Raw genomic sequence first — 20,388 nt, 5'->3', positions numbered from 1 at the left:
AGGGTCTTAGTCCTTCCGTTCGACCACGTCGCCGAGCGTCGTCGTCCCCGCGTCCGAGGAGCCGTCCCAGTCGTTATCCTCGTCCGCACTGCCGCCCGCCGAGAGGTCGATACCGAGTTCGCTCTCCAACTTGGACTGGACGTCGTCGCTCGGGAGCGTCTGACCCTGTTCGAGTTTCTGGATCAGGCTCGCCTTCTCGTTGAGTTTCTTCGCCAGTTCCGACTGGCTGAGCCCCTCGCTCTCGCGGGCCGACCGGATTATCTCGTCGTAGTCCTGTGCCACCTCGTCCATCTCGTCGAACATATCCGTCCGCCGGCCGCCGCCCCCACCGCCGCCGCTCGACTGACTCGACGACCGGGTGGAGGAACTCCCGGAACTCCCGCCGTCCGACCCGCCCGAACTCGACCCCGTCGAGTACTTCGTCGACGTGCTGGAGCTGTCTTGGGTCCGCACCTCGGTCCCGAAGTCGGTACAGTCGTCGCAGACGTCGAGTTCCGCACCTTCGACTTTCACCGTCTTCGGCGAGGACGTCTCGGCTCCGCACATCTCACACTGAACCATACCCTGCCTTAGCCCTGCCCTCCCTATAAAACGTACGCCGCCCTACGAGAGGTCGCCCATCGCGTAGTAGAACCGCTGGAGGGCGGTCAGGTGCCCGACGACGGCGAAGACGACCAGCAGCCACCCGATAAGCGTCAGTCCGTAGAGGGTGCCGGTCAAAAAACGCCGCGACCACGCCGGTCCCGCCGGCCAGCGCCAACCGGTCGGCCCGGCCGAGCACACCGCCGTACACCCGGTCCAACCCGACGGCCTGGGCCTGCGTCCCCAGATACGAGGTCATCAGCACGCCCGTCACCGCCGCGAGGCCGAGGCCGAACTGATCGACACCGGCCGCGAGCCCCACCAGTAGGAAGATGTCCGCGTAGCGGTCCAACACGTGGTCCAGCAGGTCCCCGCCCTCCGAAGCGACCGACAACTCGCGTGCCAGCGCCCCGTCGAGCAGGTCCAACAATCCGTTTGCCAACACCAGCGCCGAGCCGAGCAAGTACAGTATCGGCGTCTCCCCCGCGAGATAGAACACCCCGCCCGCGAGGGCGGCGACGCCTATCGCCAGCACGCTGACGAGGTTCGGCGTCAGGCCCAGACGCACCGACACCGCGACGAACGGTTCGAGGATGCGGTCGGCGACGGAGCGATACTGGTCGAGTGTCATATATACCCCACGTAGTCGACGGTGCCGGCCGACGGCTCGCGGTCGCCGTCGATGACGGCCGCTATCTCGGCCGCCACCGCCGAGGGCTCGCAGTCGGTCGTCACAACCTCGTAGACGTTTTCGGCCCCGTGTTCGGCGACTGCCTCCGACAACACCACGTCAAGCGCCTCGCTCTCGGCGTTCTCCCGCGCCGTCGCCTCGGACTCGCCGCGCTCGCCCAGTCGGCGTTCGATCTCCTCGGGGTGACACCGCAGGACGACGACCCTGTCGGCCGGGAACTGGTGGGCGAGGTGTGACTCGACGAGGCGGTCCTCGCGGTCCGCGAGCCACGCCGCGACGGCGTCCATATCCGCGACGGCCGTGTCACGTTCCTCGTCCGTCTCGGCGATCAGGTCCGCCTCGTGGATCACGTCGTTGAGGTGGATCACGTCCAGATCGGTCGACAGCGACTCGATAGCGGTCGTCTTCCCCGTCCCGGGGGTGCCCGTCACGGCGACGTTCATAACTCCTCCGCCAGCACGTCGTTGATGATTTCGACGGCCCGTTCGGTCTCCTCGCGCGTGCCCGTCGTCACCCGGATACACTCGGGCAGGCCGAAGGAGGTGCAGTCACGGACGATGACGCCGCGCTGCTGGCAGGCGTCGGCGACGGCCGCCCCGTCACCGACCTCGACGAGCACGAAGTTGCCGCCGGAGTCGTACGTCTCGGCGTCGAGGTGCTCGCGCAGATACGCCCGCCCCCAGCGGGCCGTCTCGATAGTCTCCTCCAAGAACTCCTCGTCGTCCAGCGCGGCCAGCCCCGCCCGGCAGGCTATCTCGCTGGCGGCGAAGGGCGTGTTCACGCGGGCGTAGGCGTCGCCCCACTCGTCGGGGACCAGGGCGTAGCCCAGCCGGATACCGGCCAGTCCGTACGCCTTCGAGAACGACCGCAGGATTGCCACGTCGTCCCGCTCGCGGACGAGGTCGATCTTGCTCGGCCGCTCGGTGAACACCTCGTAGGCCTCGTCGACGACGACCAGCGTCTCCTCGTCGGTGTGGTCGGCTATCTCCGCTACCTCGTCGACGGTCACCTCCGAGCCCGTCGGGTTGTGCGGGCTGGTGAGATAGACGATGCGCTCGCCGTCGTAGTGTTCGAGGACGCGCTCGGGCGACTGGTGGAAACTGTCGTCCTTCGAGAGCGGGTAACTGGTGGTCTTCCCGTGGTGGTACCGGGCGGACATCCCGTGGTAGGTGAAGTCGGGGTCGGGGACCAGCACCTCCTGTCCGGGGTCGAGCATCGCTCGCGCGAGGTAGTCCAGCGCGCCGTCGCCGCCGTTGGCCAGCCACACCTGTTCCGGGTCGACCGACCAGCGCTCGGCCAGTCGCTCGGTCAGGTCCGCGTGGGAGGATTTCGGATAGTGGTGGACCGACTCGGCCACGTCCCGGATGGCCTGCACGGATTTGGGCGCGGGGCCCAGCGCGTTCTCGTTCGAGGAGAGCTTCACGAGGTCGTCGGGATCCAGATCCAGTTCCCGGGCGACCTCCTCGATACCCCGTCCGGGCCGGTAGACCGTGTGCATAGAGAGGTCCCGTGGTTGCATACCCGACGCAAGCGGGCCACGGGTCTTAAGCGTGCTCACAGCGGGTCGGTACGCGCCACCACAACCGCTATTTCCCCCCGGTGCGAGGTAGTCGCTGTTGGATGCCTCTGCTCATCGACATCCGGAAGCTCCGGATAATCAACCGCCTCATCCGCGCCGGGACCCACAACGTCATGGAGTCGTTGGAGTCGCTGGCCGGCGTCGAGTCCGTCGTCCGGATCAAGAGCCTCTCGTTCGTCGAGCCCTCGGACATCGCCAGCGAGATCGGCACCGAACGGCTCTACAGCGCCTCGATCCGCCTCCGTGAGCCCCCATACGGCGTCTTCCTGCTCACGTTCCCCCGCGAGACCGGCGAGGAGATGGCTGGCCTTATGACCGGGACGCAAGTCGACGCCGAGTTCAACCAGTTACAGGAGAGCGCCCTCCAGGAGCTGTGTAACATCCTCACCTCGGGGTTCATCGACGGCATCGCTAACACCCTCGGCGCGACCATCGATATGGGCACGCCCAGCGTCGAGTACGCGCCCGGCGAGGAGATAGCCAACGACACCCTCTCACACGTCCGGCAGGACTCGCTGTCTATCGTCCTCGACTCCGTCATCGACGTGGCCGACCGCGACGCGAGTTTCGAGATCCGATTCTTTCTGGTCCCCGACCCCGGGGCGTTCGTCAATATGCTCGATCATATGGACGTCGGGGACCTCACCGACCGCCGGGAAGCCGACGGCGACCCGTTCTGACCGCGCGTCGCCACCCCCGAGACCGCCCGCCGGCGCTCCGTATCAGGGGATTCAAGCATCGCCCGTCCCGTCACACGGGTATGAGTGCCGAATCAGCGACGCTGTATGCCGTCCACCTGTTGTTCGCCGGCCTCTGGGCCGGCAGCGTGTTGTTCGTGACCGCCGTCGTCCTCCCACTCGGCGGGGACGGAGCCATCGACGCCGCTCCGCTGGAAGCCATCGCCGGAAAACTCACGTGGATCACGCGTGCGAGCGCTGTGCTACTGTTGCTGACCGGCCTCCGGATGGGGATGCTCGGCGGCTACTGGTCGACCGACGGCCTGTTCGGGTCGATAAACGGCTACCTCGTCGTCGTGATGATCGTCCTCTGGTTCGTGATGGCCGGCCTCGTCGAGGTCGGCTCCTCGAAACTGACCGACGGCACCGGCAAAAAGAAGGTCCGCGAACCCGCGAAAAACGCCAAACCATTCCTCTACGGTGCGTCGGCGGCTGCCGTCGGTCTTCTCCTCTCCGCCGGTGCGCTCACCGGCGGCATCTGATCAGGCCTGTGCGAGGCGTTCGTCCAACCTGTCCGCGACCCGCAGCGCCAGCGCCCCGATTGTCAGCGTCGGGTTCATCGCGCCGCTGGTGACGAACACCGATGAGGAAGCGATCCAGCAGTTCTCGACGTCGTGGGTCCGACAGGCCGGGTCGACGACGCTGTGAGAGGGGTCCGTCCCCATCCGCGTCGTCCCCATATGGTGGTAGGCCGGTCCCGTCGAGTCCGGCCCCGCGGTCCACCCGACATCGGCGTCGACGGCCTCAAGCAGGCGATGCTGGATACCGTTGGCCCACTCGATGGTTGCCCGCGCGCGGTCCCCGACAGCCCAGTCGATTCGGGGCACCGGGTTGCCGTGGTCGTCGGTCCGGTCGGGGTCCAGCGTGATCCGATTGGTCGGGTCGGGTCGCTGGCCGACGAGGCCGCCGACGGCGATGTGGTTGCCGTAGCCCTCGCGCAACTGCTCCAGCAGATCGTCGCCGAACTCCTCGGCCCCCATCGCCTGCTCGACGGGCGAGGGACCGGCGGTGTTCAGAAACTCCAGTTTGAGCGGGCCGACGCCCTCGCGGTCGGGGTCGTAGAACTGGTGGCTCTCGGTCGTCTGGAACCCGACGTGGTTCTGTCGGGTCCGCCGGTCGACGGTCCCGCCGGCCCCGGCGAAGAGGTGGTCCATAAAATACCGCCCGACCGCGCCGGAACTGTTCGCGAGTCCGTCGGGGTGAGTCTCGCTCCGGGAGAGCAACAGCAGGCGCGGCGTTTCGATACCGCCAGCGGCGAGCACGAACGACCGCGCGCGCTGGCGGTGGGTCTCTCCCTCGGGCGTCGCGTAGACAGCCGCCTCGATTGCCCCCTCGCCGTCGGTTTCGAGGCGCTGGACCGGCACTTCGTCTATCACGCGCGCCCCGGCCGCCTCGGCCTTGCCGACGTGGACCGTCGCGTCGTACTTCGCGCCGGAGGGACACACCGGCCGACAGGTGCCGTAGCCGACACACTCGCTCCGGCCGTCCCGTGGTTCGCTGTTTCGCGCGTTCGGCACCGAGTGGGTCGTTATCTCCAACTCCTCGGCGGCCTCCGCGAGTATCGAGTCGCTGTGTGAGGGCCCGAACGCCGGCATCGGGAACGGCCGCTCCCGCGGCGGCGCGAAGGGGTTGTCCTCGGCCCCGGCCACGCCGAACGCCGCCTCGGCCTCGGCGTAGTACGGCCGGAGGTCCTCGTAGCCGATGGGCCACGCCGGCCCGTGGCTCCCGTCGAAGTCGCTCTCGGGCATCCGCATCACCATCCCCTGCCAGTGAAGACTCGTCCCGCCGACACCCTTTACGCGGGCGACGTTCAGCGGGTAGTGGTGGCCGCCGACGGAGCTGTACGCGTCCCGTTCGCCGCCCATGTCCCACACTGACTGCGGGGGATGTGCGGGCCGTATCGACCGCTCCATCCGTTCTATCCGGTCCTCGAACTCGAAGCGCGGCCCGGCCTCCAGGACGACCACGTCGTGGCCGGCGCTGGCGAGACGGTGTGCGACCAGCGCACCCGCGGGCCCGGCACCGACGATACAGACGTCGACGCGGTCGGCGGGCGTCCGATCCGGCTGCATTCACGTATCGCTAGGTGAGCCTAAACTTAGGTTTGCTGTTCCGGGCCTACGCGCCGTCGGCCCGGCGCCGGTAGGCCACGTAGGAGTAGCCGGTGGCGCACAGAGCGACGGCGACCAACGGGCCGACGAGGAAGGCGAACGCGTACGCCGGGAAGAGGAGGCCGCCGAGGGTGACGATTCCGGCGAGTTTGAACAGGGGGGCAGCGTGGCGGTGTGTCTCGTCCCAGACGGCCGCGTCGCTGAGCGTCCACGGCGTCCGGATGCCGACGAACCAGTTGCGCTCGGCCCGTTCGAGGACGTACCCGGCGGCGACGGTGAGGACGGCCACTACGGGGACGATTGCACGGAGGATACTGAACTCGTATCCGAGGTTCAGAGCGAGGACGACGCCGTGGGCGTAGGCGAGAACGCCGACGGTCAGCACGGCAAACCAGTCGTAGGTCGGTCGGAACTGCCGGACATTCTGGCCCAGCGGGTCGATTCGCGGCAGGAGGGCAAACAGCGTCAGGAGGACCACTGCGAGGGCGGGCAACAGCGTGAGGGCGACCCATCGGGACGCGAACCCGTCCGCCCGGCCCGCGGCGTCCCAGTGTATGGCCACGTCAGCGGGGAGGTCCGGGCGAGCCAGTACGCCGGCGACTGCCGCGACTGCGGCGAGCGCGAGCGCGATGGCGTAGCGGTGACGGGTCCGCATTGGTATCGTCCTCACCAGTCGCTACCGGCGGCGAGACCTTATAAATAGACGCAGCGTTTCAGACCCCGAAGTCGTGGGTCGTCACTCCGCCCGGCGACAGTCGTGTTCCAGTGTCGCCAGCCCCTCGACGTCGACTTCGACGTGGTCGCCGCCCTCCAGCGGTCCGACGCCTTCGGGCGTCCCCGTGGAGATGATATCGCCCGGCTGGAGCGTCATATACTCGGTCACCTCGGCGATCAGCGTCGGCACGTCGAAGATGAACTTCCCGATGGTCGAGGACTGGCGCACCTCGCCGTTCACCCGGAGTTCGATACCGGCGTCTTCGGGGACCGATTCGGCGATTGCCGGCCCGACCGGCGCGGCCCCGTCGAAGGCCTTCCCCCGAACCCAGTTCTGTTCGCGGTCCTGATCGTCGCGGTTCGAGATGTCGTTCAGGCAGGTGTACCCCCTGATCACGTCCTCGGCGTCCTCGGGCGCGACGTCCTTGCACTGGCGGTCGATCACGACCGCGAGTTCCGCCTCGTGTTCGATGCGTTTGTCCGCCGGTAGTGTCACCGTCGACCCGTGGCTGGCGACGGCGTTGGGCGGCTTCAGAAAGAGCAGCGGCCGGTCGGGGATGTCCTCACCCCGTTCGTCGGCGTGTTCGGCGTAGTTGCGCCCGACACAGACGATCTTCGATGGCTCACACGGTGCGAGCACGTCGACCTGATCGAGGTCGTAAGCGTCCTCGCCGAAGTGGACGTGGTCGTCGTGGAGTCGCCCGTCTCTGATCGCGCCCGCCGGATCACGGAATCGAATCGCGTCCATACCCCGGCGTTACAGCGGTCGCTACTAATCGTTGCTGGCTGGGCGTGACGATCGACTGCAGGACGTATCGGCCGACGACAGCCGACCCGTGTCACCTCCCCCGACCGTTTCCGTTGCCGGGATTCCCTCGGCCGTTGCCACCGCGAGCGTTCCCGTTGCCGGGATTGCCGTTCCCCCGTTCGTCCCCGTCGTCGCCGGGTTCCGGTCTGCCGCCGCCTCGACCGGGGTGCTCGCACGGCGGCTTGCCGCAGGGACCGCCACCCTCGCCCGTCGCACGCGTGTGCTCTGAGTCGAGTTGTCGCTGTTCCGCGTCGAGGGCCTTTCGGGCACACTGATTGGGGTTGATCCACCGCGTGTCCGCGACCTGCAGACCGATGATCTTCCCGTCGGGACGCCCGCGTCGTCAGTGGACACGCAGACGTTCCCACTGTACCGTGGCTCGCCGTCGGGGTACGGGTCGAGTTCGCCGTCGCCGACGACGAACCCGACCTCGAAGCTCCCGTCGTCGCGCTCGATTCCCATCAGCACGTCGGCGCGACCGCCGAGACAGACACAGATCTGGCTACAGCCACAGAACACCGGCTTTCCGTCGACACCGGAGGCACTCACGACCCCGGTGAGGCCGACACCGACCGCCCCGGCGGTCCCGACACCCGCGAGTACCTGCCGCCTGTTCACGCGACTGTTCCCCGACGCCTCCGTCGAGTCTGAATCTCTCACAGAGCATCCCACCTACCGCAGTATCAAAGTAAGGAATCACATACCCGGGAAAAACGGTGTGCTACCGAGTCTCGGCGAGGACTCAGCGACCGGGTGCTGTCACTAATACGGTGTAGCGCGGCCGCTCACGGAGCTTCGAGGTTACGGGAACGAAACGCGAAGATGTGGGGTAAAACCCCGAAATGTGGCGGAGTTACCCGAACATCTGGCGCATCATCGGGTGCATCTCCATCAGCTGCTCTTCTGCGATCTCCTCGTAGATCTTGTAGGTGATCGACACCGTCAGCAGCAGCCCGGTTCCGGAGACACCGCCGATGGTGCCCAGCATATTCGCCATCACTGCGAGCAGGCCGACGAGCGCACCGCCGATGACCGTCACCTGCGGGATGTAGCGCTCGAGGACCTTCTCGAGGACGCCGGGGTTCTGGCGGAACCCGGGGATCTGCATCCCGGAGTTCTGGATCTGCTTTGCCGTCGCTTCGGGCCCCATATCGGTCGTCTCGACCCAGAAGATGGCGAATATCGCACCGCCGATGACCATGAAGGTCAGGTCGACGCCGATGCGGATCATAATTTGCCACGGCTCCTGAGACGTGCCGAGCCACCACATCCAGTCGCCCGGCGACTGGATCGGCCGCAGGTAGTAGAACAGGCCGCCGACGGCCTGCCCCTGCGCGTACTCACCCAGCCACGTCGGGATCGCCATCTGGGAGTTCAGGATCTGGCCCAGGAACTGGACGTTGGCCTGCAGCGCCCGGACGAGGATCATCGGCAGGACGCTGGCGTAGATGAGCTTCACCGGGAACCGACCCCGTGCGCCCTTCACGCGGGCGTGGCTCAGCGGAATCTCGACGCGCACCGACTCGGCGTAGACGACCACTACGAAGATGAAGATGGTCGTCGCGATTGCGATCAGACCCGCGACGGACGCGCCCTGAGCGCCACCGGCGATACCGAACAGCAGCGTGTCGATCCCCTGGAACGACAGGTCCCCGAGACCGAGTGCCATCATAATGTAGCCGGGGATGACACCGATGGTGTTTCCGGGGAGTTGCGGGATCGAGATCAGCCCGCCCATCAGGCTCTGGCTCACGCCAGCGATGATGAACAGCCCGATCCCGGACCCGACGCCCCACTTGCTGATGACCTCGTCCATGTAGAGGATGAGGATACCGCCGGCGAACACCTGCGCGAACATTAGGACGTTCACGCCGAAGGTCCCGACGCCGAGGCTGTCGGCGACGGCTTGGCTCGCCGGAAGGAAGTTCCCGGCGAACACCATCGGCAGGCCCGTCAGGACACACATCACCAGCACCAGCACCTTCTGGAGGCCCTGGTAGAGGATCTGGTCGCGCGGGTTCTCCTGGGTGTCGAGGCCGAGCAGGTCAGCACCGCCGAGCAACTGCAACACGATGCTCGCCGTGACGATGGGACCGATCCCGAGGTGCATAAGCGTCCCCTGTCCACCGGCGATCACCGACCGGAACTGCCCGAAGATGTCGGCCCCCTGGCCACGTGCCAGTCCGAACAGGAACACGTTGGTCAGGAAGAAATACAGCACGAGCACCCCGGCCGTCCAGCCAAGCTTGCGCTTGAACGGGACGTGGCGCTCGGGCCGTCGTACCGACGGCATCCGAGTGAGTACCGGTTCGGCGGTGTCCTTCCAGCTCATTGTTACTCGTCGTCGGCCTCGTCGTCTTCACTCTGTCGCTTCTCGCCCAGTTCTGTCAGTTCGACGCTGCCACCGGCCGCCTCGATCTTCTCCTCGGCGCTGTCGGAGAAGCCGTCGGCGACGACGGTGAGTTCGTTGCGGACCTGACCCGAACCGAGGACCTTCACCGCGTCCGTCTCGGCCGTCGTGTCGACGACGTCGCGGGCGTCGATCCGGTAGCCGCCGTCGGTCTCTTCGGCGAGACCGTCAGCGGCCAAAAGCGGCGCGTCCTCGTCGAGGTCGCGCACGTCAATGGTCTCGACGGTGTCCTGCATCTTCTCCGGGCGTGTGAACCCGGACTTGCCCAGCGGCTCGTAGTTGTGCTGTTCGTGCTTGTCACGGCCGGCAGCGCCGCGACCACCACGGTTCCCGGCACCGCGCCGGTTCTTGTGCGTCCCGCCGCCGTGGGTTCGGGACCCGCGCTGGCGCTTTTTCTTGTTGGTCATTATCGCATCGCCTCCAGCAGCGTGTCTATCTCCTCGGTGGAGTGTTTACCGAGTTGACCCGACTCCTTGGTCGGGTGTTTGATGCCCTCGTGACCGCCACGCGGCGGGTGGAGTCGGAGCGTCGGCGACAACCCCTGCTCTTTGAGGGTCGTCTCCTCCTCGATGAGCGCCTCCGCGAGACCGGCCACGCTGTCGTAGTCGGTCTCCCACGTCGCCCACCAGCTATCGTCCTCGAACGCCTCGCCCTCGAGGGGTTCGGCACGGGACTTGAGGACGGTCTCGAGGACCTCCTGACTCGGTTCGCCGTGTGCGACCCAGTCGTTGACCTTCGTGATCATCCCGCGGTAGGCGTCCGTCTCGGGCACCAGCGTCGCGTGGTTGACCCGGTGGAGGTTCAGCATCTCGAGGGTGTCCTGTACGTCCTCCGAGATGTTTACCTCGCCGCGGATCTGAACGATCGCTTGCATCACTCGATCACCTCACGCTTCTCGAAGGTGCGCTGGGGGACGCGCGCCTCGGCCGTGTTCTGCAGGGCGTTGAACGCCGCCTTCGCGAAGTTGACCGTCGTGCGCGTGTTCCCCGAGGAACGTGTCCAGATGTCTTCGATACCGGCGAGTTCGAGGACGTGCCGGACGGTCTCTCCGCCCGCCAGCCCCAGTCCGCGCGGCGCGGGCTGGAGTTCGACCTCGACGCTGCCGGCCTTGCCGGTGGTCCGCAGCGCGACCGTGTGCGGTCGGCCACAGCCACACTCCCAAGACCCGCAGCCCCGGGAGACGTTGATCAGGTTCAGCTTGGCGACTTCGATCGCCTTCTGGATCGCACCGCCGACCTGGTCGTCGCGGCCCTCGGCGTAGCCGACGAGCCCGTCGCGGTTGCCCACGACGACGACACAGCGGAACTTGACCCGGCGACCCGAGTCGGTCATCCGCTGTACCATGTTGATGTCCAGAACCTCGTCCTCCAGGCCGGGGACAAGCTGGTCTACGATCTCCGGTTCTTTCAGTGGCAGCCCGGCGTTGAGGGCGTCGACCATCGTGTCGATCTCGCCCTCGGCGACCTTTTTACCGAGCCGCGTGCGTGGATTCCATCCGTCACTCATAGGTCGATGTCACCCTCCAAGAGGGTCTCCCGCGTCTCGTCGAAGTGCGCGGGCAACTCTGTCGCGTCGAACGGCCCACTGTAGAGGTCCTCGTCGAGGCTCTCGGCGTACTCGGCGATGTGTTCGCCGCGCGTCCGAGGCCACTCCGCGAGGACGTCGTCGTTGTGGGGAATCTCCAGGCCGGCGTCGATTGCGCCTTCCTGTACTGCGAATACTTTACTACCAGGTGTCGGGCTGTTGAGTCCGATGTCCAGCACGGCCGACTCGACGTCAGCCTCGACGGCGCGAAGGCCTGCCAGCAGCCCCGTGAGGTACGCGGCCGGGATGTTGCCCGTGGGGGCCTCCCAACCGTACGCCTCGAGGTCACTGGAGACAGCGCTCGCGACCGTCTCGTCGCCGTTGGGGCCAGTCGTCACCAGCTGCGCCCTGGTGTGACCGTTGCTCTTTCGAGCAACGAGTCGGGCTTCGCCGGATTTCAGCAGGCGCAACCGCTGATGGTAATCCGTCCTGGCCTCGCGGCGGCGGCGCATCGGAACCGTGTATCGTGGTCCTGTCGCCATTAGTTCTCACCGAATTCTTCGTTGTCGTCTATGTACCGCTCGAGGTCGGCGACCGAGTCGAACTCGCCGCCGCTCGCGCGGTCGTACAGCGTGCGATACTCCGAGGCTGTCAGCGTCTCCTCCTCGTCGCGGAGCTCCCGCAGCCGTGTTCGCTGGGCGCGGATGCGCGACTTCCAGTCCTCGCGGTCGTCTTGGCGGCCGCCGGATTTCCCTTTGCGGGTCCCGTGGCCCTTCTGGTGGCCGTACGAGCGCTTCTCGTTGCGCTCGCGGGCCCGACCGCGCGAGTTGCCGTCTGCCTCTTCCGCCTGAATCGTCCCGTCGTCGACTAGCTCGCGGACGTCCTCGCGGGTGATCGCGTCGGCTATCTCGCCCTGCTGCTCGGGGTCGAGCCAGACGCGGGACTCACCGACGTCGAGGATGTCGGCCGCCAGTCGCTTCTGTGCGCTGAGATCCGTCATTCGGACACCTCCACTTCGACGTAGGTGGGGTTGAGCACGCGGATGTCCGCGTCCTCGGCCGCTTCCTCTATCCGCTCACGCTTGCGCGATCCGACCTTCGAGGCGATCCGAACTGCCTCGGTGTCGCCGTCGACACCGTCGAGGTCGTCGACGTTGTGGACGCGCACTTCCTCGAAGCCACTGGGGTGGAGCCCCCGGGCCGCCTTCGGCGACCGGAAGCCGGCCTCGACCTTCGGGCCCTTGCCCTTGTGGCCGCGGCGCTGCTTCGAGAGCCCACCGCGCGGCTTGCGCCACGAGGTCGGCGTCCGCTTTTTCTTGTGGTAGTCCTGGCGGTTGAACTGCGGCTTGCCGACCCGCTTGCGCTGGGTCAGCAGTCGCTCGGTGTTCTCGTCTAGGTCCGGCGTCTTCTCGGTCAGGCCGCGAGGCTGAAGTTCGGTCTCGACGTCTTCGTCCTTGGCCTCGTCCGTCTCCGGTTCGTCTTCTTCGACCTCGCCGGTCGCCTCCTCGGAGACTTCGAGTCCGCCGACGTCGGCCTTGATACGCGCTGCGAGCGCGTTCCCGACGCCGTTGACCTCCGCGAGTTCGTCCTGACTCGCGCGAGCGACGTCCTCGACCGACTCGAAGCCGGCCTCGCGCAGCGAGTCGGCCTTCGCGTCGCCGACACCGCTGATGTCCGTCAGGTCGTCGTAGTCCGCGAGGGGGTCCTCCTCGGCGTCTGCCTCGTCGGACTCGGACTCCTCGGACTCGGCCTCGTCGGCTTCGTCGTCTTCGAGGTCCCCGAGCGCGGCCTGGATGCGACCCGCAAGGGCGGTCCCGATACCGTCGACGGCCGTCAGGTCGTCCTCGGAGGCGCCCTTGAGCGCCTCGATGGAGTCGTATCCGGCCTCGCTGAGGTTCTCTGCCTTCGTCTCGGTGATACCGCTGATGTCGGTCAGTTCCTCGGGACCGGCCATCAGATCTCACCTCGTTCGGGCTTTGACGTGATGTAGATCCCGTCCTGGAAGACGCGGATGTCCTTGTCCGTGACGCGGGTCATCTGCTCGATGTCCGCGGCGGTCTGCCCGACGGCTTCGATGTCCGGGCCGGAGAGAGTGATCTCTTCCTCGTCGACCTGGACCTCGGTGTCGCCGTGGATGGGCGTCCGCCGAGGTGCCTTCTCGCCGAGGAAGTTCTCGATGACGACCGCGTCGTCCTCGGCGCGCACCTGCATCGGGAAGTGAGAGTAGAAGACTTCCATCTCGTACTCCCAGCCCTCGGTGACGCCGTAGAACATGTTCCGGACGTGGCTCTCGAAGGTCCCCATCGTCGCTCGCGTCTCGGCGTCGTCCTCGTCGGACTCGACGACGACCGTGTCGTCTTCGACCGTGACTGAGACGTCGGGGAACCAGAGCCGGCGTGTGACGCTGCCGTTCGGTCCGTCGACGGTCAACTCGAGATGGTCCATCTCGGCGTCGACCTCGTCTGGAATGTCGAGTGCTGTTCGTGGCATTGTTAGTATACGTACGCGATCACCTGGCCACCGACGCCCGCTTCGCGGGCCTCGTAGTGGCTCATGATCCCGTGGCTCGTGGTCACGACGAGTGTCCCGTAGTCTCGGGCGGGGAGGAACCGCTTCTCCCACTTCTCGAACTCGTCCGCGCCCGCGGTGTATCGGGGCTTGACCGAGCCACACTCGTTGATCGCACCTTTCAGTTCGACCTCGAACTGGCCGGCTTTGCCGTCGTCGACGAACTCGAAGCCGTCGATGTACCCGCGGTCGTAGAAGACCTCGAGCACGCTGCCGACCTCGTTCGAGGCGGGCGATACAGTCTGTGTCAGCTTCCCGACGCCCTCGGCGTTGTCGACCGCGGACATCGCGTTGCTGAGTGGATCTGCGCCTGTCATTGTTAGCTGTACTTCCTGAAGCCCATGTCCCGGGAGATTTCGCGGAAGCACTGGCGACACAGCCAGATGTCGTACTTCCCGACCAGACCCTGCTCGCGGCCACAGCGCTGACACGCCCGGAGCTGTCCGGTGCGTTTCGCTGCCTGCTCGCCGGTCGCGTCGGCCTCACTCGTCTCCTCGGAGTCTGTCTCGCTTTCGCTCATTCGCTCACCTCGACGTCGAAGGTCGACTCGACGAACGCCGCTGCGTCGTCGGCGTCGAGTCGGTGGTTCGACGGGATCGACCGTGAGGCCTTGTCCCGTTTGCTGACGCGGTAGCCCGGGCGGACGAGGTTGACCGTCACGTCCAGCCCGTAGATACCGATGTTCGGATCGTACTCCTGGCTCGGGAACTCCGTGTGTTCCTCGACCCCGTAGCTGAAGTTGCCGGTGTCGTCGAACTGCGACTTCGACAGCTCGACCAGCGGCAGGGACGTCTCGAGGAACTCTTCTGCGTCCTCGGCCCGCAGCGTGACCTTCGCACCGATGGGGTCACCCTGCCGGATGTTGAACTCGCCGACCGTCTCTTTCGCTCGAGTTCGGACGGGCTGTTGCCCGACGATCTCCTCTAAGATCTCCTCGGCGTTGGCGAGTTCACGACCGCCCTGACCGACGCCCATGTGGACGACGACCTTCTCGACTTGGGGCTCGCGCATCTCGTGGAACTCGGCGTCCGCGGACTCGGAGCTCATTCGTCGTCACCTCCGTCGTCCGGCGTCTCCGCACCGGCCTCGGCGTCCGGCGCGGTCTCGCCGTCGTCCTCGTCGTCCGTGAAGTTCTCGTCGATCACGACGACGTACTCCTCGATGGTCTCGAAACCATTGTCGTCCTGACTGACGAGGACGTTGTTGTCGTTGCTACCGGGCGTGACCTGGATCTCGTCGATCTCACCGATCTCGCCGGCGTGTTGGCCGTCGACTGCGGTGACGAGTGCGCCCTCCTCGTACTCGAAGTGGGCGACGACCTCGTCGTCCTCGTTGGCCACGACGATGGAGTCGCCGCCGTCGTACTCGGTGCCGTCCTCGACGAGCAGCGTCTGCCCGTCGTGCAGCGTCAACTGCGTGTCGCCGCCGGGCACGTCGCGCTTGCCGACGATCTTTCCGAGTTTCGACTGGGCCGCGTCCTCGTCGATGGCCGTGAGAGCGAGTCGACCGCCCTCGCCGGGGAACACCCGGTAGTGCTCGTCGCGTTCGGCGAACGAGAGGATGTCGAACATCCCGACAGGTCGGCTCTCGTCTGCGAGCGTCTCGCCGTTGATCCGGACGCTTCCCTCGTTGAGCGCGTAGCGCGCTTCCTTGCGGTTGTCGACGTACCCCAGCACGTCCCGAAGGACGATCAGCAGGGGCACCCCGTCCTCGCCGTGCGGGCCGGCGTCGGCCTTCACGGTGAACGTCTGGGTCTTGCGCTCGACTGGCCAGCTGTTCGGTACGGAGAGTCGTTTCTGGTGGTTGCTCATGCGCTATCCTCCTCCGATTCGAGACGGGCACGGCGCCGGTCGTCCGAGAGGTCCAGGTCCGTCACCTGGAGGTTGCTGGCGTCCAGCGGCCGCGGCACTTCCTCGCCGTCGGCCGTCTCCAGCGTCACGTCCTCGACGTGGACGACGGCGTCGCGGAGTTCCACGTTGACGACTTCGGCCTCGTCGCCGGCGAAGTCGCCCCGCTTTACCTCCACGGTGTCGCCCTCGTTGACCCGGACCGAGCGCTGGCCGTACTCCTCGCGGAGCGACGGCGACAGCGCGGCTCGGACCTGTCGCTGCTTCTCGTGCAGCGGGGCCTCCCGTGTCGTCTTTCGCTGTTTGGTTGGTTGCTCGCTCATTGTTAGATGATCATCGTCGCCGTCGAGGCGATACTGCCGAACCGCTCGGCGACCTCCCGCGCGACGGGACCCTTGATCTCGGTCCCGTTGGGGTCCTCGTTCTCGTCGACGATGACGGCCGCGTTGTCCTCGTACTTGACGCGGGTGCCGTCGGGTCGACGGATGGGTTTGCGCTGGCGGATGATGACGGCCTCGAGCACCTTCCGGCGCATCTCGGGCGTCCCTTTGGTGACCGAGACGGTCACCTTGTCACCGAGTCCGGCCTTCGGGTGGCGGGACTTGGTGCCCTGGTAGTTGGCCGTGCTGATCACCTTCAGCTGTCGCGCGCCGGTGTTGTCGGCGCAGTTGATCAGCGAGCCCTTCTCTAGGCCCTGTGTTACGTCCGCTTTGAGCGCTTCCATCAGTCGTCACCTCCGTCGATGGAGACGACAACGTGGGATTTGGTCTTCGAGAGCGGTCGTGTCTCTGCAATCGTCACCGTGTCGCCGACCTCCAGATCCATGCACGGCGGTGCGTGCGCGGGGACCCGGCTACGCCGCTTCATAAAGCGGTCGTATTTCGGCACCTTCACGTCGTACTCTCGCTCGACGATCACGGTTTTCGTCATGTCGGTGGAGGCGACTGTGCCTTCGAGCGTCTGCCCGCGCACCGAAAGGGTGCCGTGGAACGGGCAGTTCTCGTCGTCACAGGTCGTCTCCGGCTGCTGTACGTTCAGTCCTAACGCCATTGTGAATCACCTGTCTGTTCTGTGCGTCGGGCCGGCCGCGAGACCAGTCGCTCGCCCTCGACACGGACGCGCTCGCGGCTCTCGCCGCTCGCTCGTTCGGAGGCGTCATCCGCCTCCTGCTGTCCGTCGTCAAGTTCGAACACCAGCGTCGCGGTGGCCTTCGGCACCTGCCACGCCCGAGCGCCGTCTTCGACGTGGAGCGTGTTGGTCGTCTCGGCGACGACCTCGCCCTCGATCCCGATCAGATCGGGATTGGCTGCCGCGACGACCGTCACGGTCGTCCCGACGAGTTCGTGGCGAACGAGCGTCTCGGGCGTACGGGGCATTAGCTCCCCTCCGATTCGTCGTGGTCGCCTTCCTCGTTCTGGATCGTCTTGATCCGCGCGATAGCCCGCCGGAGCTCGCTGATGCGGCCCGGGTTGTCCGGGGCACCACCGGCCGCCTGCACCGCGTCGGCGTTCAGAAGCTCCGTCTTGAGCTCCTCCAACTCGTTCTCGCGTTCGGCCGGCGTCATGTCGCGGACCTCTTCGGGATGCAGGAGCGTCATTCCTCGTCACCCTCCGCATCGGACTCGTCGTCCATCTCGTCGAGGAGCTCCTCGGCTTCCGCCTCGGTGTCCTCGTCGAGTTCCTCCTCGACCGCGTCGTCGAGTTCGTCGACGTCGACCTCCTCGACGTCGTCGTCGGTCGGAACCTCGACGTCCTCCTCGACGACTTCCTCGTCGACGAGGTCCGTCTCGTCGTCGGCGTCGGCCGCCTCGTCGGAGACCGTCGCCGCCGCGTCGTCGTGCTCCTCGGCCGCGTCCTCGCCCTCGGGCTCGCCCGAGAGGAGTTCGTCGACCGACTCGCCCTCGCTCTCGACGACGTACTCCGAGACGTCGACGTCGTCGTAGATCTCGAAGTCGTCCGGCAGGACGGCCTCCGGCGGGATGATCTTCACATCGACACCGATGGTGCCGAGCTTCATCACCGCGACGCCCTGGCCGTGGTCGACGATGCTCTCGGCGGGTTCACCGTTGTGCTTGATGTAGCCACGGTTGAACTTCTCCACGCGGGAGCGTGCGCCCGTGACCTTCCCACTGAGGACGATCTCCGCACCGAGCGCGCCGGCCTCCATAATCCGGTCGATGGTCGTGTGACCGGCCTTCCGGAAGTACCAGCCGCGTTCGAGCGCGTTGGCCAGTCGGTCGGCGACGATCTGTGCGTTCAGATCCGGCTCGTCGACCTCCTGAACGTCGACCTGCGGGTCCTCGAGGTCGAACTCCTCCTCGAGGGTAGTCGTGATCTTACGGATGTTCTTCCCGCCTTTCCCGATGACCATCCCGGGCTTTTCGGCCTTGAGGACGATCTGAGTCCCCATCGGCGTCTTGGCGACGTCCATGCCGCCGTAACCCGCGCGGCTCAGTTCGTCGGCGAAGAACTCGTCGATCTGGGTCCGCTGAAGCCCGTCCTCGATGAACTGGTGCTCGTCGGCCATTATGCCTCGACCTCCTCGAGGACCAGTTCGACGTCGACTTCCATACTGTTGAACGCGGAGGCCCGCCCCATCGCTCGGGGCTGGCGGCCCTGAGTCTCGCCGACCTTGTGGGCGGCGACGTGCATAATCTCCATCGTCTCGCCGTCGAAGCCCTGGTGGTCGGCGTTCCCGATAGCGTTCTCCAGCAGGTCGAGGAAGGCGTTGCTCGCCTTCTCGGGGAAGCGACCGGCGTCCCAGCCGTCGATGTTCTTTCGGTGGCCAACGCCCGAGTTGTGTTTGCGGAAGGGGACCGGCTGGTCGCCCTCGATAACCGCGTTGAGGTACTCGACTGCCTCGCCGGCAGTCTTGCCCTTGATCTCGCGCGCGATGGCCTTGCTGTGCTTGTGGCTCATCTGCCGCTCCCGGAGCATCGCTTTCGCGGTCGTGTCCGGGTCGGCGTCGACTGAGTAGCTGATTCCCATGATTACTTGAGCGGTACGAACTTCGAGGAGCGTGTCGCGCCGATGCCGGCCTGTCCGTGTTCGACCGACGTGCGCGTGAGCTGGAACTCGCCTAGGTAGTGCCCGAGCATCTCCGGCTCGACCTTCACGCGCTCGAAGCCCTGGCCGTTGTGGACGGCGAAGGTGAGCCCGACGAACTCCGGCAGGATCGGCATATCCCGCAGGTGCGTTCGGATCGGGTCGTTGGCCGTCTCCTCTTCTTCGGCCTCGCGTGCCTCGTCGAGCAACTGCTCTTTCTCGTAGGAGAGGCCGCGCGTGATGCTTCGCCGCTGTCGTGCGGGGAGCAGTTCCGCGAGTTCCTCCAGGTCCATCTCCTGCAGTTCCTCGAGCGTGTGGCCACGGTAGGTGAACTCACCCTCGTGACCGATCTGATACTCTGAACTCATTTGTTACCACCGCGGCCCGTTCGCCGCGACGCGATGTCGCCCACTTTCCGGCCCGGCGGCGCGTTCCGCGAGACGGACTTGGGCTGACCGGGGTGCTGGCGGCCACCGCCACCGAACGGGTGGTCGACGGCGTTCATCGCCACACCACGGACCCGCGGCCACACTGTGCCGCGGGATTTGACCTTGTGGTACTTGTTGCCGGCCTTGACCATCGGCTTCTCCGTGCGGCCACCGCCGGCCACGACGCCGATAGTCGCCCGACACTGCGGGTCGAGGCGCTTGAACTCCCCGCTGGGGAGTTTGACGACCGCGACGTTGCGGTCGTGGGCGATCAACTGCGCGTTGACACCGGACGCCCGCGCGAAGCGGCCGCCGTCGCCCTGGTTGGCCTCGACGTTACAGACCGGGACGCCCTCGGGGATCTCAGCCAGCGGGAGCGTGTTCCCGGGCGCGATCTCCGCGGAGACGCCGACCTGAATCCGGTCGCCCTCGCCCACGCCTTCCGGCGCGAGCACGAGGCGCTGGTCGCCGTCGTCGAACTCGACGGCCGCGATGGGCGCCGAGCGGGCCGGGTCGTGCTCGATGCCGACGACCGTGCCGTTGATGACGTCGTCGTCGCCCTCGGCCTTGCGATGCTGTAGATCGGACTTGTAGCGGTGCGACGGCGCTCGGAAGGTCGACCCCCCGCGTCCTCGTCGCTGTCCGCGAATGCGCTGTCCCATTCTCAGAACACCCCGATTCGTGAGGCGACTTCCTGTGCGTCGTCGTCCGGCGAGAGCCGGACTTCGGCTTTCTTGTCGCCGTCCGTGGTCACCATCGTGTTGACGTCCTCGACGCCGACGTCGAACTGCTGTTCGACGGCGTCGACGATTTCTCCCTTCGTGGCGTCGATGTCACAGACGAACTGGAGCTTGTTCTCGAAGTCCATCTTGTTCATCGCCTTCTCGGTGACCTGCGGGTACTTGATGACCTGATGATCCGTCATCGGTCAGCCACCTCCGCGACGGCGCTCTCGGTCCAGACCGTCAGTCGGCCGGGGTCGCCGCCGGGGGCGAGGTCCTCCGTGTTGACCTCCGCCGCCGTGGCGACGTCCGCGCCCGCGAGGTTCCGCGCGGCCTTCGAGGGCTCCTCGCTCGTCACGAAGAGGATCGAACTCGGTCGGCGGTACTTCCGCCCACGAGTCTTGCCCTGCCCGGCCTTGATCTTACGGTCCTCGGCGCGCTCGATGTCGTCGGCGATACCGAGCGCTTCGAGCACGTCGACGACCTCTTGGGTCTTCACGAGGTCCTCGAACTCGTCGTCGACGACCAGCGGGAGCTCGATGTCGTCGTCGAACTCGTGTCCGCGGTCGGCCACGACGTCCGCGTCCGTGGTGGCCGCGATGGCCGACCGGATCGGATCGACGT

The 20,388-nt window shown here is 66.5% G+C and carries 32 protein-coding genes and 1 pseudogene; 2 read left to right on the top strand and 31 right to left on the bottom strand.

What is annotated here, in order from left to right:
* Positions 1-6 precede the first annotated feature (6 nt).
* The 4 genes and pseudogenes from GJ629_RS03380 to hisC all read right to left on the bottom strand — a co-directional run bounded on the left by GJ629_RS03380 (position 7) and on the right by hisC (position 2,792).
* Positions 7-561 carry a multiprotein bridging factor aMBF1 gene (locus GJ629_RS03380; protein WP_157511754.1) on the bottom strand — a complete coding sequence of 185 codons (555 nt, stop codon included), beginning with the start codon at positions 559-561 and terminating at the stop codon, positions 7-9.
* A gap of 42 nt (positions 562-603) precedes the next feature.
* Positions 604-1,213, bottom strand: a pseudogene (locus GJ629_RS03375) (CDP-alcohol phosphatidyltransferase family protein).
* Positions 1,210-1,716: an adenylate kinase family protein gene (locus tag GJ629_RS03370; RefSeq protein ID WP_157511753.1), complete on the bottom strand. Its 507-nt coding sequence runs from the start codon at positions 1,714-1,716 to the stop codon at positions 1,210-1,212. Before GJ629_RS03370 ends, GJ629_RS03375 begins: the two are co-directional and overlap by 4 nt.
* Positions 1,713-2,792: a histidinol-phosphate transaminase gene (gene hisC / locus GJ629_RS03365; protein ID WP_157511752.1), complete on the bottom strand. Its 1,080-nt coding sequence runs from the start codon at positions 2,790-2,792 to the stop codon at positions 1,713-1,715. Before hisC ends, GJ629_RS03370 begins: the two co-directional genes overlap by 4 nt.
* Positions 2,793-2,893: 101 nt before the next feature.
* On the opposite strand from hisC, the gene GJ629_RS03360 reads away from it, so the two are divergent.
* Complete coding sequence (locus GJ629_RS03360; RefSeq protein WP_157511751.1) at positions 2,894-3,532, top strand: chemotaxis protein CheC; 639 nt, start codon at positions 2,894-2,896, stop codon at positions 3,530-3,532.
* An 80-nt stretch (positions 3,533-3,612) separates the two neighbouring features.
* Positions 3,613-4,071, top strand: a complete 459-nt coding sequence (locus GJ629_RS03355) for a transporter (RefSeq protein ID WP_157511750.1) — start codon at positions 3,613-3,615, stop codon at positions 4,069-4,071.
* On the opposite strand, the gene GJ629_RS03350 is transcribed toward GJ629_RS03355, so the two are convergent.
* From GJ629_RS03350 to rplD, 27 genes are all read right to left on the bottom strand, one after another.
* On the bottom strand, positions 4,072-5,661 hold the full coding sequence (locus GJ629_RS03350) for a GMC family oxidoreductase (protein ID WP_157511749.1): 1,590 nt from the start codon (positions 5,659-5,661) through the stop codon (positions 4,072-4,074).
* 46 nt (positions 5,662-5,707) lie between these two features.
* Positions 5,708-6,370, bottom strand: a complete 663-nt coding sequence (locus GJ629_RS03345; RefSeq protein WP_197428403.1) for an SdpI family protein — start codon at positions 6,368-6,370, stop codon at positions 5,708-5,710.
* Between the two features lie 66 nt (positions 6,371-6,436).
* Complete coding sequence (locus GJ629_RS03340) at positions 6,437-7,162, bottom strand: fumarylacetoacetate hydrolase family protein (protein ID WP_157511748.1); 726 nt, start codon at positions 7,160-7,162, stop codon at positions 6,437-6,439.
* Between the two features lie 24 nt (positions 7,163-7,186).
* Complete coding sequence (locus GJ629_RS03335) at positions 7,187-7,840, bottom strand: hypothetical protein (RefSeq protein ID WP_157511747.1); 654 nt, start codon at positions 7,838-7,840, stop codon at positions 7,187-7,189.
* A 235-nt stretch (positions 7,841-8,075) separates the two neighbouring features.
* Positions 8,076-9,554, bottom strand: coding sequence for a preprotein translocase subunit SecY (gene secY / locus GJ629_RS03330; RefSeq protein ID WP_157511746.1), 1,479 nt, complete (start codon positions 9,552-9,554; stop codon positions 8,076-8,078).
* A 2-nt stretch (positions 9,555-9,556) separates the two neighbouring features.
* A complete protein-coding gene (locus GJ629_RS03325; RefSeq protein ID WP_157511745.1) occupies positions 9,557-10,039 on the bottom strand; it encodes an uL15m family ribosomal protein in 483 nt (160 codons plus the stop codon).
* Positions 10,039-10,506 (bottom strand): 50S ribosomal protein L30, encoded by a 468-nt coding sequence (locus tag GJ629_RS03320; RefSeq protein WP_157511744.1) that lies wholly within the window; start codon positions 10,504-10,506, stop codon positions 10,039-10,041. The genes GJ629_RS03325 and GJ629_RS03320 overlap by 1 nt, the downstream gene beginning before the upstream one ends.
* Positions 10,506-11,138: a 30S ribosomal protein S5 gene (locus GJ629_RS03315; RefSeq protein WP_157511743.1), complete on the bottom strand. Its 633-nt coding sequence runs from the start codon at positions 11,136-11,138 to the stop codon at positions 10,506-10,508. The genes GJ629_RS03320 and GJ629_RS03315 overlap by 1 nt, the downstream gene beginning before the upstream one ends.
* Positions 11,135-11,698 carry a 50S ribosomal protein L18 gene (locus GJ629_RS03310; protein WP_157511742.1) on the bottom strand — a complete coding sequence of 188 codons (564 nt, stop codon included), beginning with the start codon at positions 11,696-11,698 and terminating at the stop codon, positions 11,135-11,137. The genes GJ629_RS03315 and GJ629_RS03310 overlap by 4 nt, the downstream gene beginning before the upstream one ends.
* A complete protein-coding gene (locus GJ629_RS03305) occupies positions 11,698-12,156 on the bottom strand; it encodes a 50S ribosomal protein L19e (RefSeq protein WP_157511741.1) in 459 nt (152 codons plus the stop codon). The genes GJ629_RS03310 and GJ629_RS03305 overlap by 1 nt, the downstream gene beginning before the upstream one ends.
* A complete protein-coding gene (locus GJ629_RS03300) occupies positions 12,153-13,109 on the bottom strand; it encodes a 50S ribosomal protein L32e (protein ID WP_157511740.1) in 957 nt (318 codons plus the stop codon). Before GJ629_RS03300 ends, GJ629_RS03305 begins: the two co-directional genes overlap by 4 nt.
* Positions 13,109-13,645 (bottom strand): 50S ribosomal protein L6, encoded by a 537-nt coding sequence (locus tag GJ629_RS03295; RefSeq protein WP_157511739.1) that lies wholly within the window; start codon positions 13,643-13,645, stop codon positions 13,109-13,111. The genes GJ629_RS03300 and GJ629_RS03295 overlap by 1 nt, the downstream gene beginning before the upstream one ends.
* 2 nt (positions 13,646-13,647) lie before the next feature.
* Complete coding sequence (locus GJ629_RS03290) at positions 13,648-14,040, bottom strand: 30S ribosomal protein S8 (RefSeq protein WP_157511738.1); 393 nt, start codon at positions 14,038-14,040, stop codon at positions 13,648-13,650.
* A gap of 2 nt (positions 14,041-14,042) precedes the next feature.
* Complete coding sequence (locus tag GJ629_RS03285; RefSeq protein WP_157511737.1) at positions 14,043-14,243, bottom strand: 30S ribosomal protein S14; 201 nt, start codon at positions 14,241-14,243, stop codon at positions 14,043-14,045.
* A complete protein-coding gene (locus tag GJ629_RS03280) occupies positions 14,240-14,770 on the bottom strand; it encodes a 50S ribosomal protein L5 (protein ID WP_157511736.1) in 531 nt (176 codons plus the stop codon). The genes GJ629_RS03285 and GJ629_RS03280 overlap by 4 nt, the downstream gene beginning before the upstream one ends.
* A complete protein-coding gene (locus tag GJ629_RS03275) occupies positions 14,767-15,534 on the bottom strand; it encodes a 30S ribosomal protein S4e (protein WP_157511735.1) in 768 nt (255 codons plus the stop codon). Before GJ629_RS03275 ends, GJ629_RS03280 begins: the two co-directional genes overlap by 4 nt.
* Positions 15,531-15,893, bottom strand: coding sequence for a 50S ribosomal protein L24 (gene rplX / locus GJ629_RS03270; protein WP_157511734.1), 363 nt, complete (start codon positions 15,891-15,893; stop codon positions 15,531-15,533). The genes GJ629_RS03275 and rplX overlap by 4 nt, the downstream gene beginning before the upstream one ends.
* A gap of 2 nt (positions 15,894-15,895) precedes the next feature.
* Entirely contained in the window at positions 15,896-16,294 is a 399-nt protein-coding gene (locus tag GJ629_RS03265) for a 50S ribosomal protein L14 (protein ID WP_157511733.1), read from the bottom strand.
* The gene (locus GJ629_RS03260; protein ID WP_157511732.1) at positions 16,294-16,620 is read right to left on the bottom strand and encodes a 30S ribosomal protein S17; all 327 of its coding nucleotides are present in this window, start codon (positions 16,618-16,620) and stop codon (positions 16,294-16,296) included. The genes GJ629_RS03265 and GJ629_RS03260 overlap by 1 nt, the downstream gene beginning before the upstream one ends.
* Positions 16,611-16,946: a ribonuclease P protein component 1 gene (locus GJ629_RS03255; RefSeq protein WP_157511731.1), complete on the bottom strand. Its 336-nt coding sequence runs from the start codon at positions 16,944-16,946 to the stop codon at positions 16,611-16,613. The genes GJ629_RS03260 and GJ629_RS03255 overlap by 10 nt, the downstream gene beginning before the upstream one ends.
* Positions 16,946-17,167 carry a 50S ribosomal protein L29 gene (rpmC, locus tag GJ629_RS03250; protein WP_157511730.1) on the bottom strand — a complete coding sequence of 74 codons (222 nt, stop codon included), beginning with the start codon at positions 17,165-17,167 and terminating at the stop codon, positions 16,946-16,948. Before rpmC ends, GJ629_RS03255 begins: the two co-directional genes overlap by 1 nt.
* Entirely contained in the window at positions 17,164-18,096 is a 933-nt protein-coding gene (locus GJ629_RS03245; RefSeq protein WP_157511729.1) for a 30S ribosomal protein S3, read from the bottom strand. The genes rpmC and GJ629_RS03245 overlap by 4 nt, the downstream gene beginning before the upstream one ends.
* Positions 18,096-18,557 carry a 50S ribosomal protein L22 gene (locus tag GJ629_RS03240; protein WP_157511728.1) on the bottom strand — a complete coding sequence of 154 codons (462 nt, stop codon included), beginning with the start codon at positions 18,555-18,557 and terminating at the stop codon, positions 18,096-18,098. The genes GJ629_RS03245 and GJ629_RS03240 overlap by 1 nt, the downstream gene beginning before the upstream one ends.
* A gap of 2 nt (positions 18,558-18,559) precedes the next feature.
* Positions 18,560-18,982, bottom strand: a complete 423-nt coding sequence (locus tag GJ629_RS03235) for a 30S ribosomal protein S19 (protein ID WP_157511727.1) — start codon at positions 18,980-18,982, stop codon at positions 18,560-18,562.
* Positions 18,979-19,704 (bottom strand): 50S ribosomal protein L2, encoded by a 726-nt coding sequence (locus tag GJ629_RS03230; protein WP_157511726.1) that lies wholly within the window; start codon positions 19,702-19,704, stop codon positions 18,979-18,981. The genes GJ629_RS03235 and GJ629_RS03230 overlap by 4 nt, the downstream gene beginning before the upstream one ends.
* A 2-nt stretch (positions 19,705-19,706) precedes the next feature.
* The gene (locus GJ629_RS03225) at positions 19,707-19,967 is read right to left on the bottom strand and encodes a 50S ribosomal protein L23 (protein ID WP_157511725.1); all 261 of its coding nucleotides are present in this window, start codon (positions 19,965-19,967) and stop codon (positions 19,707-19,709) included.
* Positions 19,964-20,388 (bottom strand): 50S ribosomal protein L4 (gene rplD / locus GJ629_RS03220; protein WP_157511724.1); only part of this gene is annotated, 425 nt, incomplete at its 5' end. The genes GJ629_RS03225 and rplD, both read right to left, overlap by 4 nt.

It is taken from the genome of Halapricum sp. CBA1109 (assembly GCF_009741825.1).
Lineage (GTDB): Archaea > Halobacteriota > Halobacteria > Halobacteriales > Haloarculaceae > Halapricum.
Note: the sequence above shows the minus strand (reverse complement) of the source record. Positions and strands in the feature narration are given on the sequence as shown.

Coding starts and splice junctions, on each gene's coding strand:
- GJ629_RS03380 (WP_157511754.1), bottom strand. CDS start 561: ATGGTTCAGTGTGAGATGTGCGGAGCCGAGACGTCCTCGCCGAAGACG.
- GJ629_RS03370 (WP_157511753.1), bottom strand. CDS start 1,716: ATGAACGTCGCCGTGACGGGCACCCCCGGGACGGGGAAGACGACCGCT.
- hisC (WP_157511752.1), bottom strand. CDS start 2,792: ATGCAACCACGGGACCTCTCTATGCACACGGTCTACCGGCCCGGACGG.
- GJ629_RS03360 (WP_157511751.1), top strand. CDS start 2,894: ATGCCTCTGCTCATCGACATCCGGAAGCTCCGGATAATCAACCGCCTC.
- GJ629_RS03355 (WP_157511750.1), top strand. CDS start 3,613: ATGAGTGCCGAATCAGCGACGCTGTATGCCGTCCACCTGTTGTTCGCC.
- GJ629_RS03350 (WP_157511749.1), bottom strand. CDS start 5,661: ATGCAGCCGGATCGGACGCCCGCCGACCGCGTCGACGTCTGTATCGTC.
- GJ629_RS03340 (WP_157511748.1), bottom strand. CDS start 7,162: ATGGACGCGATTCGATTCCGTGATCCGGCGGGCGCGATCAGAGACGGG.
- secY (WP_157511746.1), bottom strand. CDS start 9,554: ATGAGCTGGAAGGACACCGCCGAACCGGTACTCACTCGGATGCCGTCG.
- GJ629_RS03325 (WP_157511745.1), bottom strand. CDS start 10,039: ATGACCAACAAGAAAAAGCGCCAGCGCGGGTCCCGAACCCACGGCGGC.
- GJ629_RS03320 (WP_157511744.1), bottom strand. CDS start 10,506: ATGCAAGCGATCGTTCAGATCCGCGGCGAGGTAAACATCTCGGAGGAC.
- GJ629_RS03315 (WP_157511743.1), bottom strand. CDS start 11,138: ATGAGTGACGGATGGAATCCACGCACGCGGCTCGGTAAAAAGGTCGCC.
- GJ629_RS03310 (WP_157511742.1), bottom strand. CDS start 11,698: ATGGCGACAGGACCACGATACACGGTTCCGATGCGCCGCCGCCGCGAG.
- GJ629_RS03305 (WP_157511741.1), bottom strand. CDS start 12,156: ATGACGGATCTCAGCGCACAGAAGCGACTGGCGGCCGACATCCTCGAC.
- GJ629_RS03300 (WP_157511740.1), bottom strand. CDS start 13,109: ATGGCCGGTCCCGAGGAACTGACCGACATCAGCGGTATCACCGAGACG.
- GJ629_RS03295 (WP_157511739.1), bottom strand. CDS start 13,645: ATGCCACGAACAGCACTCGACATTCCAGACGAGGTCGACGCCGAGATG.
- GJ629_RS03290 (WP_157511738.1), bottom strand. CDS start 14,040: ATGACAGGCGCAGATCCACTCAGCAACGCGATGTCCGCGGTCGACAAC.
- GJ629_RS03285 (WP_157511737.1), bottom strand. CDS start 14,243: ATGAGCGAAAGCGAGACAGACTCCGAGGAGACGAGTGAGGCCGACGCG.
- GJ629_RS03280 (WP_157511736.1), bottom strand. CDS start 14,770: ATGAGCTCCGAGTCCGCGGACGCCGAGTTCCACGAGATGCGCGAGCCC.
- GJ629_RS03275 (WP_157511735.1), bottom strand. CDS start 15,534: ATGAGCAACCACCAGAAACGACTCTCCGTACCGAACAGCTGGCCAGTC.
- rplX (WP_157511734.1), bottom strand. CDS start 15,893: ATGAGCGAGCAACCAACCAAACAGCGAAAGACGACACGGGAGGCCCCG.
- GJ629_RS03265 (WP_157511733.1), bottom strand. CDS start 16,294: ATGGAAGCGCTCAAAGCGGACGTAACACAGGGCCTAGAGAAGGGCTCG.
- GJ629_RS03260 (WP_157511732.1), bottom strand. CDS start 16,620: ATGGCGTTAGGACTGAACGTACAGCAGCCGGAGACGACCTGTGACGAC.
- GJ629_RS03255 (WP_157511731.1), bottom strand. CDS start 16,946: ATGCCCCGTACGCCCGAGACGCTCGTTCGCCACGAACTCGTCGGGACG.
- rpmC (WP_157511730.1), bottom strand. CDS start 17,167: ATGACGCTCCTGCATCCCGAAGAGGTCCGCGACATGACGCCGGCCGAA.
- GJ629_RS03245 (WP_157511729.1), bottom strand. CDS start 18,096: ATGGCCGACGAGCACCAGTTCATCGAGGACGGGCTTCAGCGGACCCAG.
- GJ629_RS03240 (WP_157511728.1), bottom strand. CDS start 18,557: ATGGGAATCAGCTACTCAGTCGACGCCGACCCGGACACGACCGCGAAA.
- GJ629_RS03235 (WP_157511727.1), bottom strand. CDS start 18,982: ATGAGTTCAGAGTATCAGATCGGTCACGAGGGTGAGTTCACCTACCGT.
- GJ629_RS03230 (WP_157511726.1), bottom strand. CDS start 19,704: ATGGGACAGCGCATTCGCGGACAGCGACGAGGACGCGGGGGGTCGACC.
- GJ629_RS03225 (WP_157511725.1), bottom strand. CDS start 19,967: ATGACGGATCATCAGGTCATCAAGTACCCGCAGGTCACCGAGAAGGCG.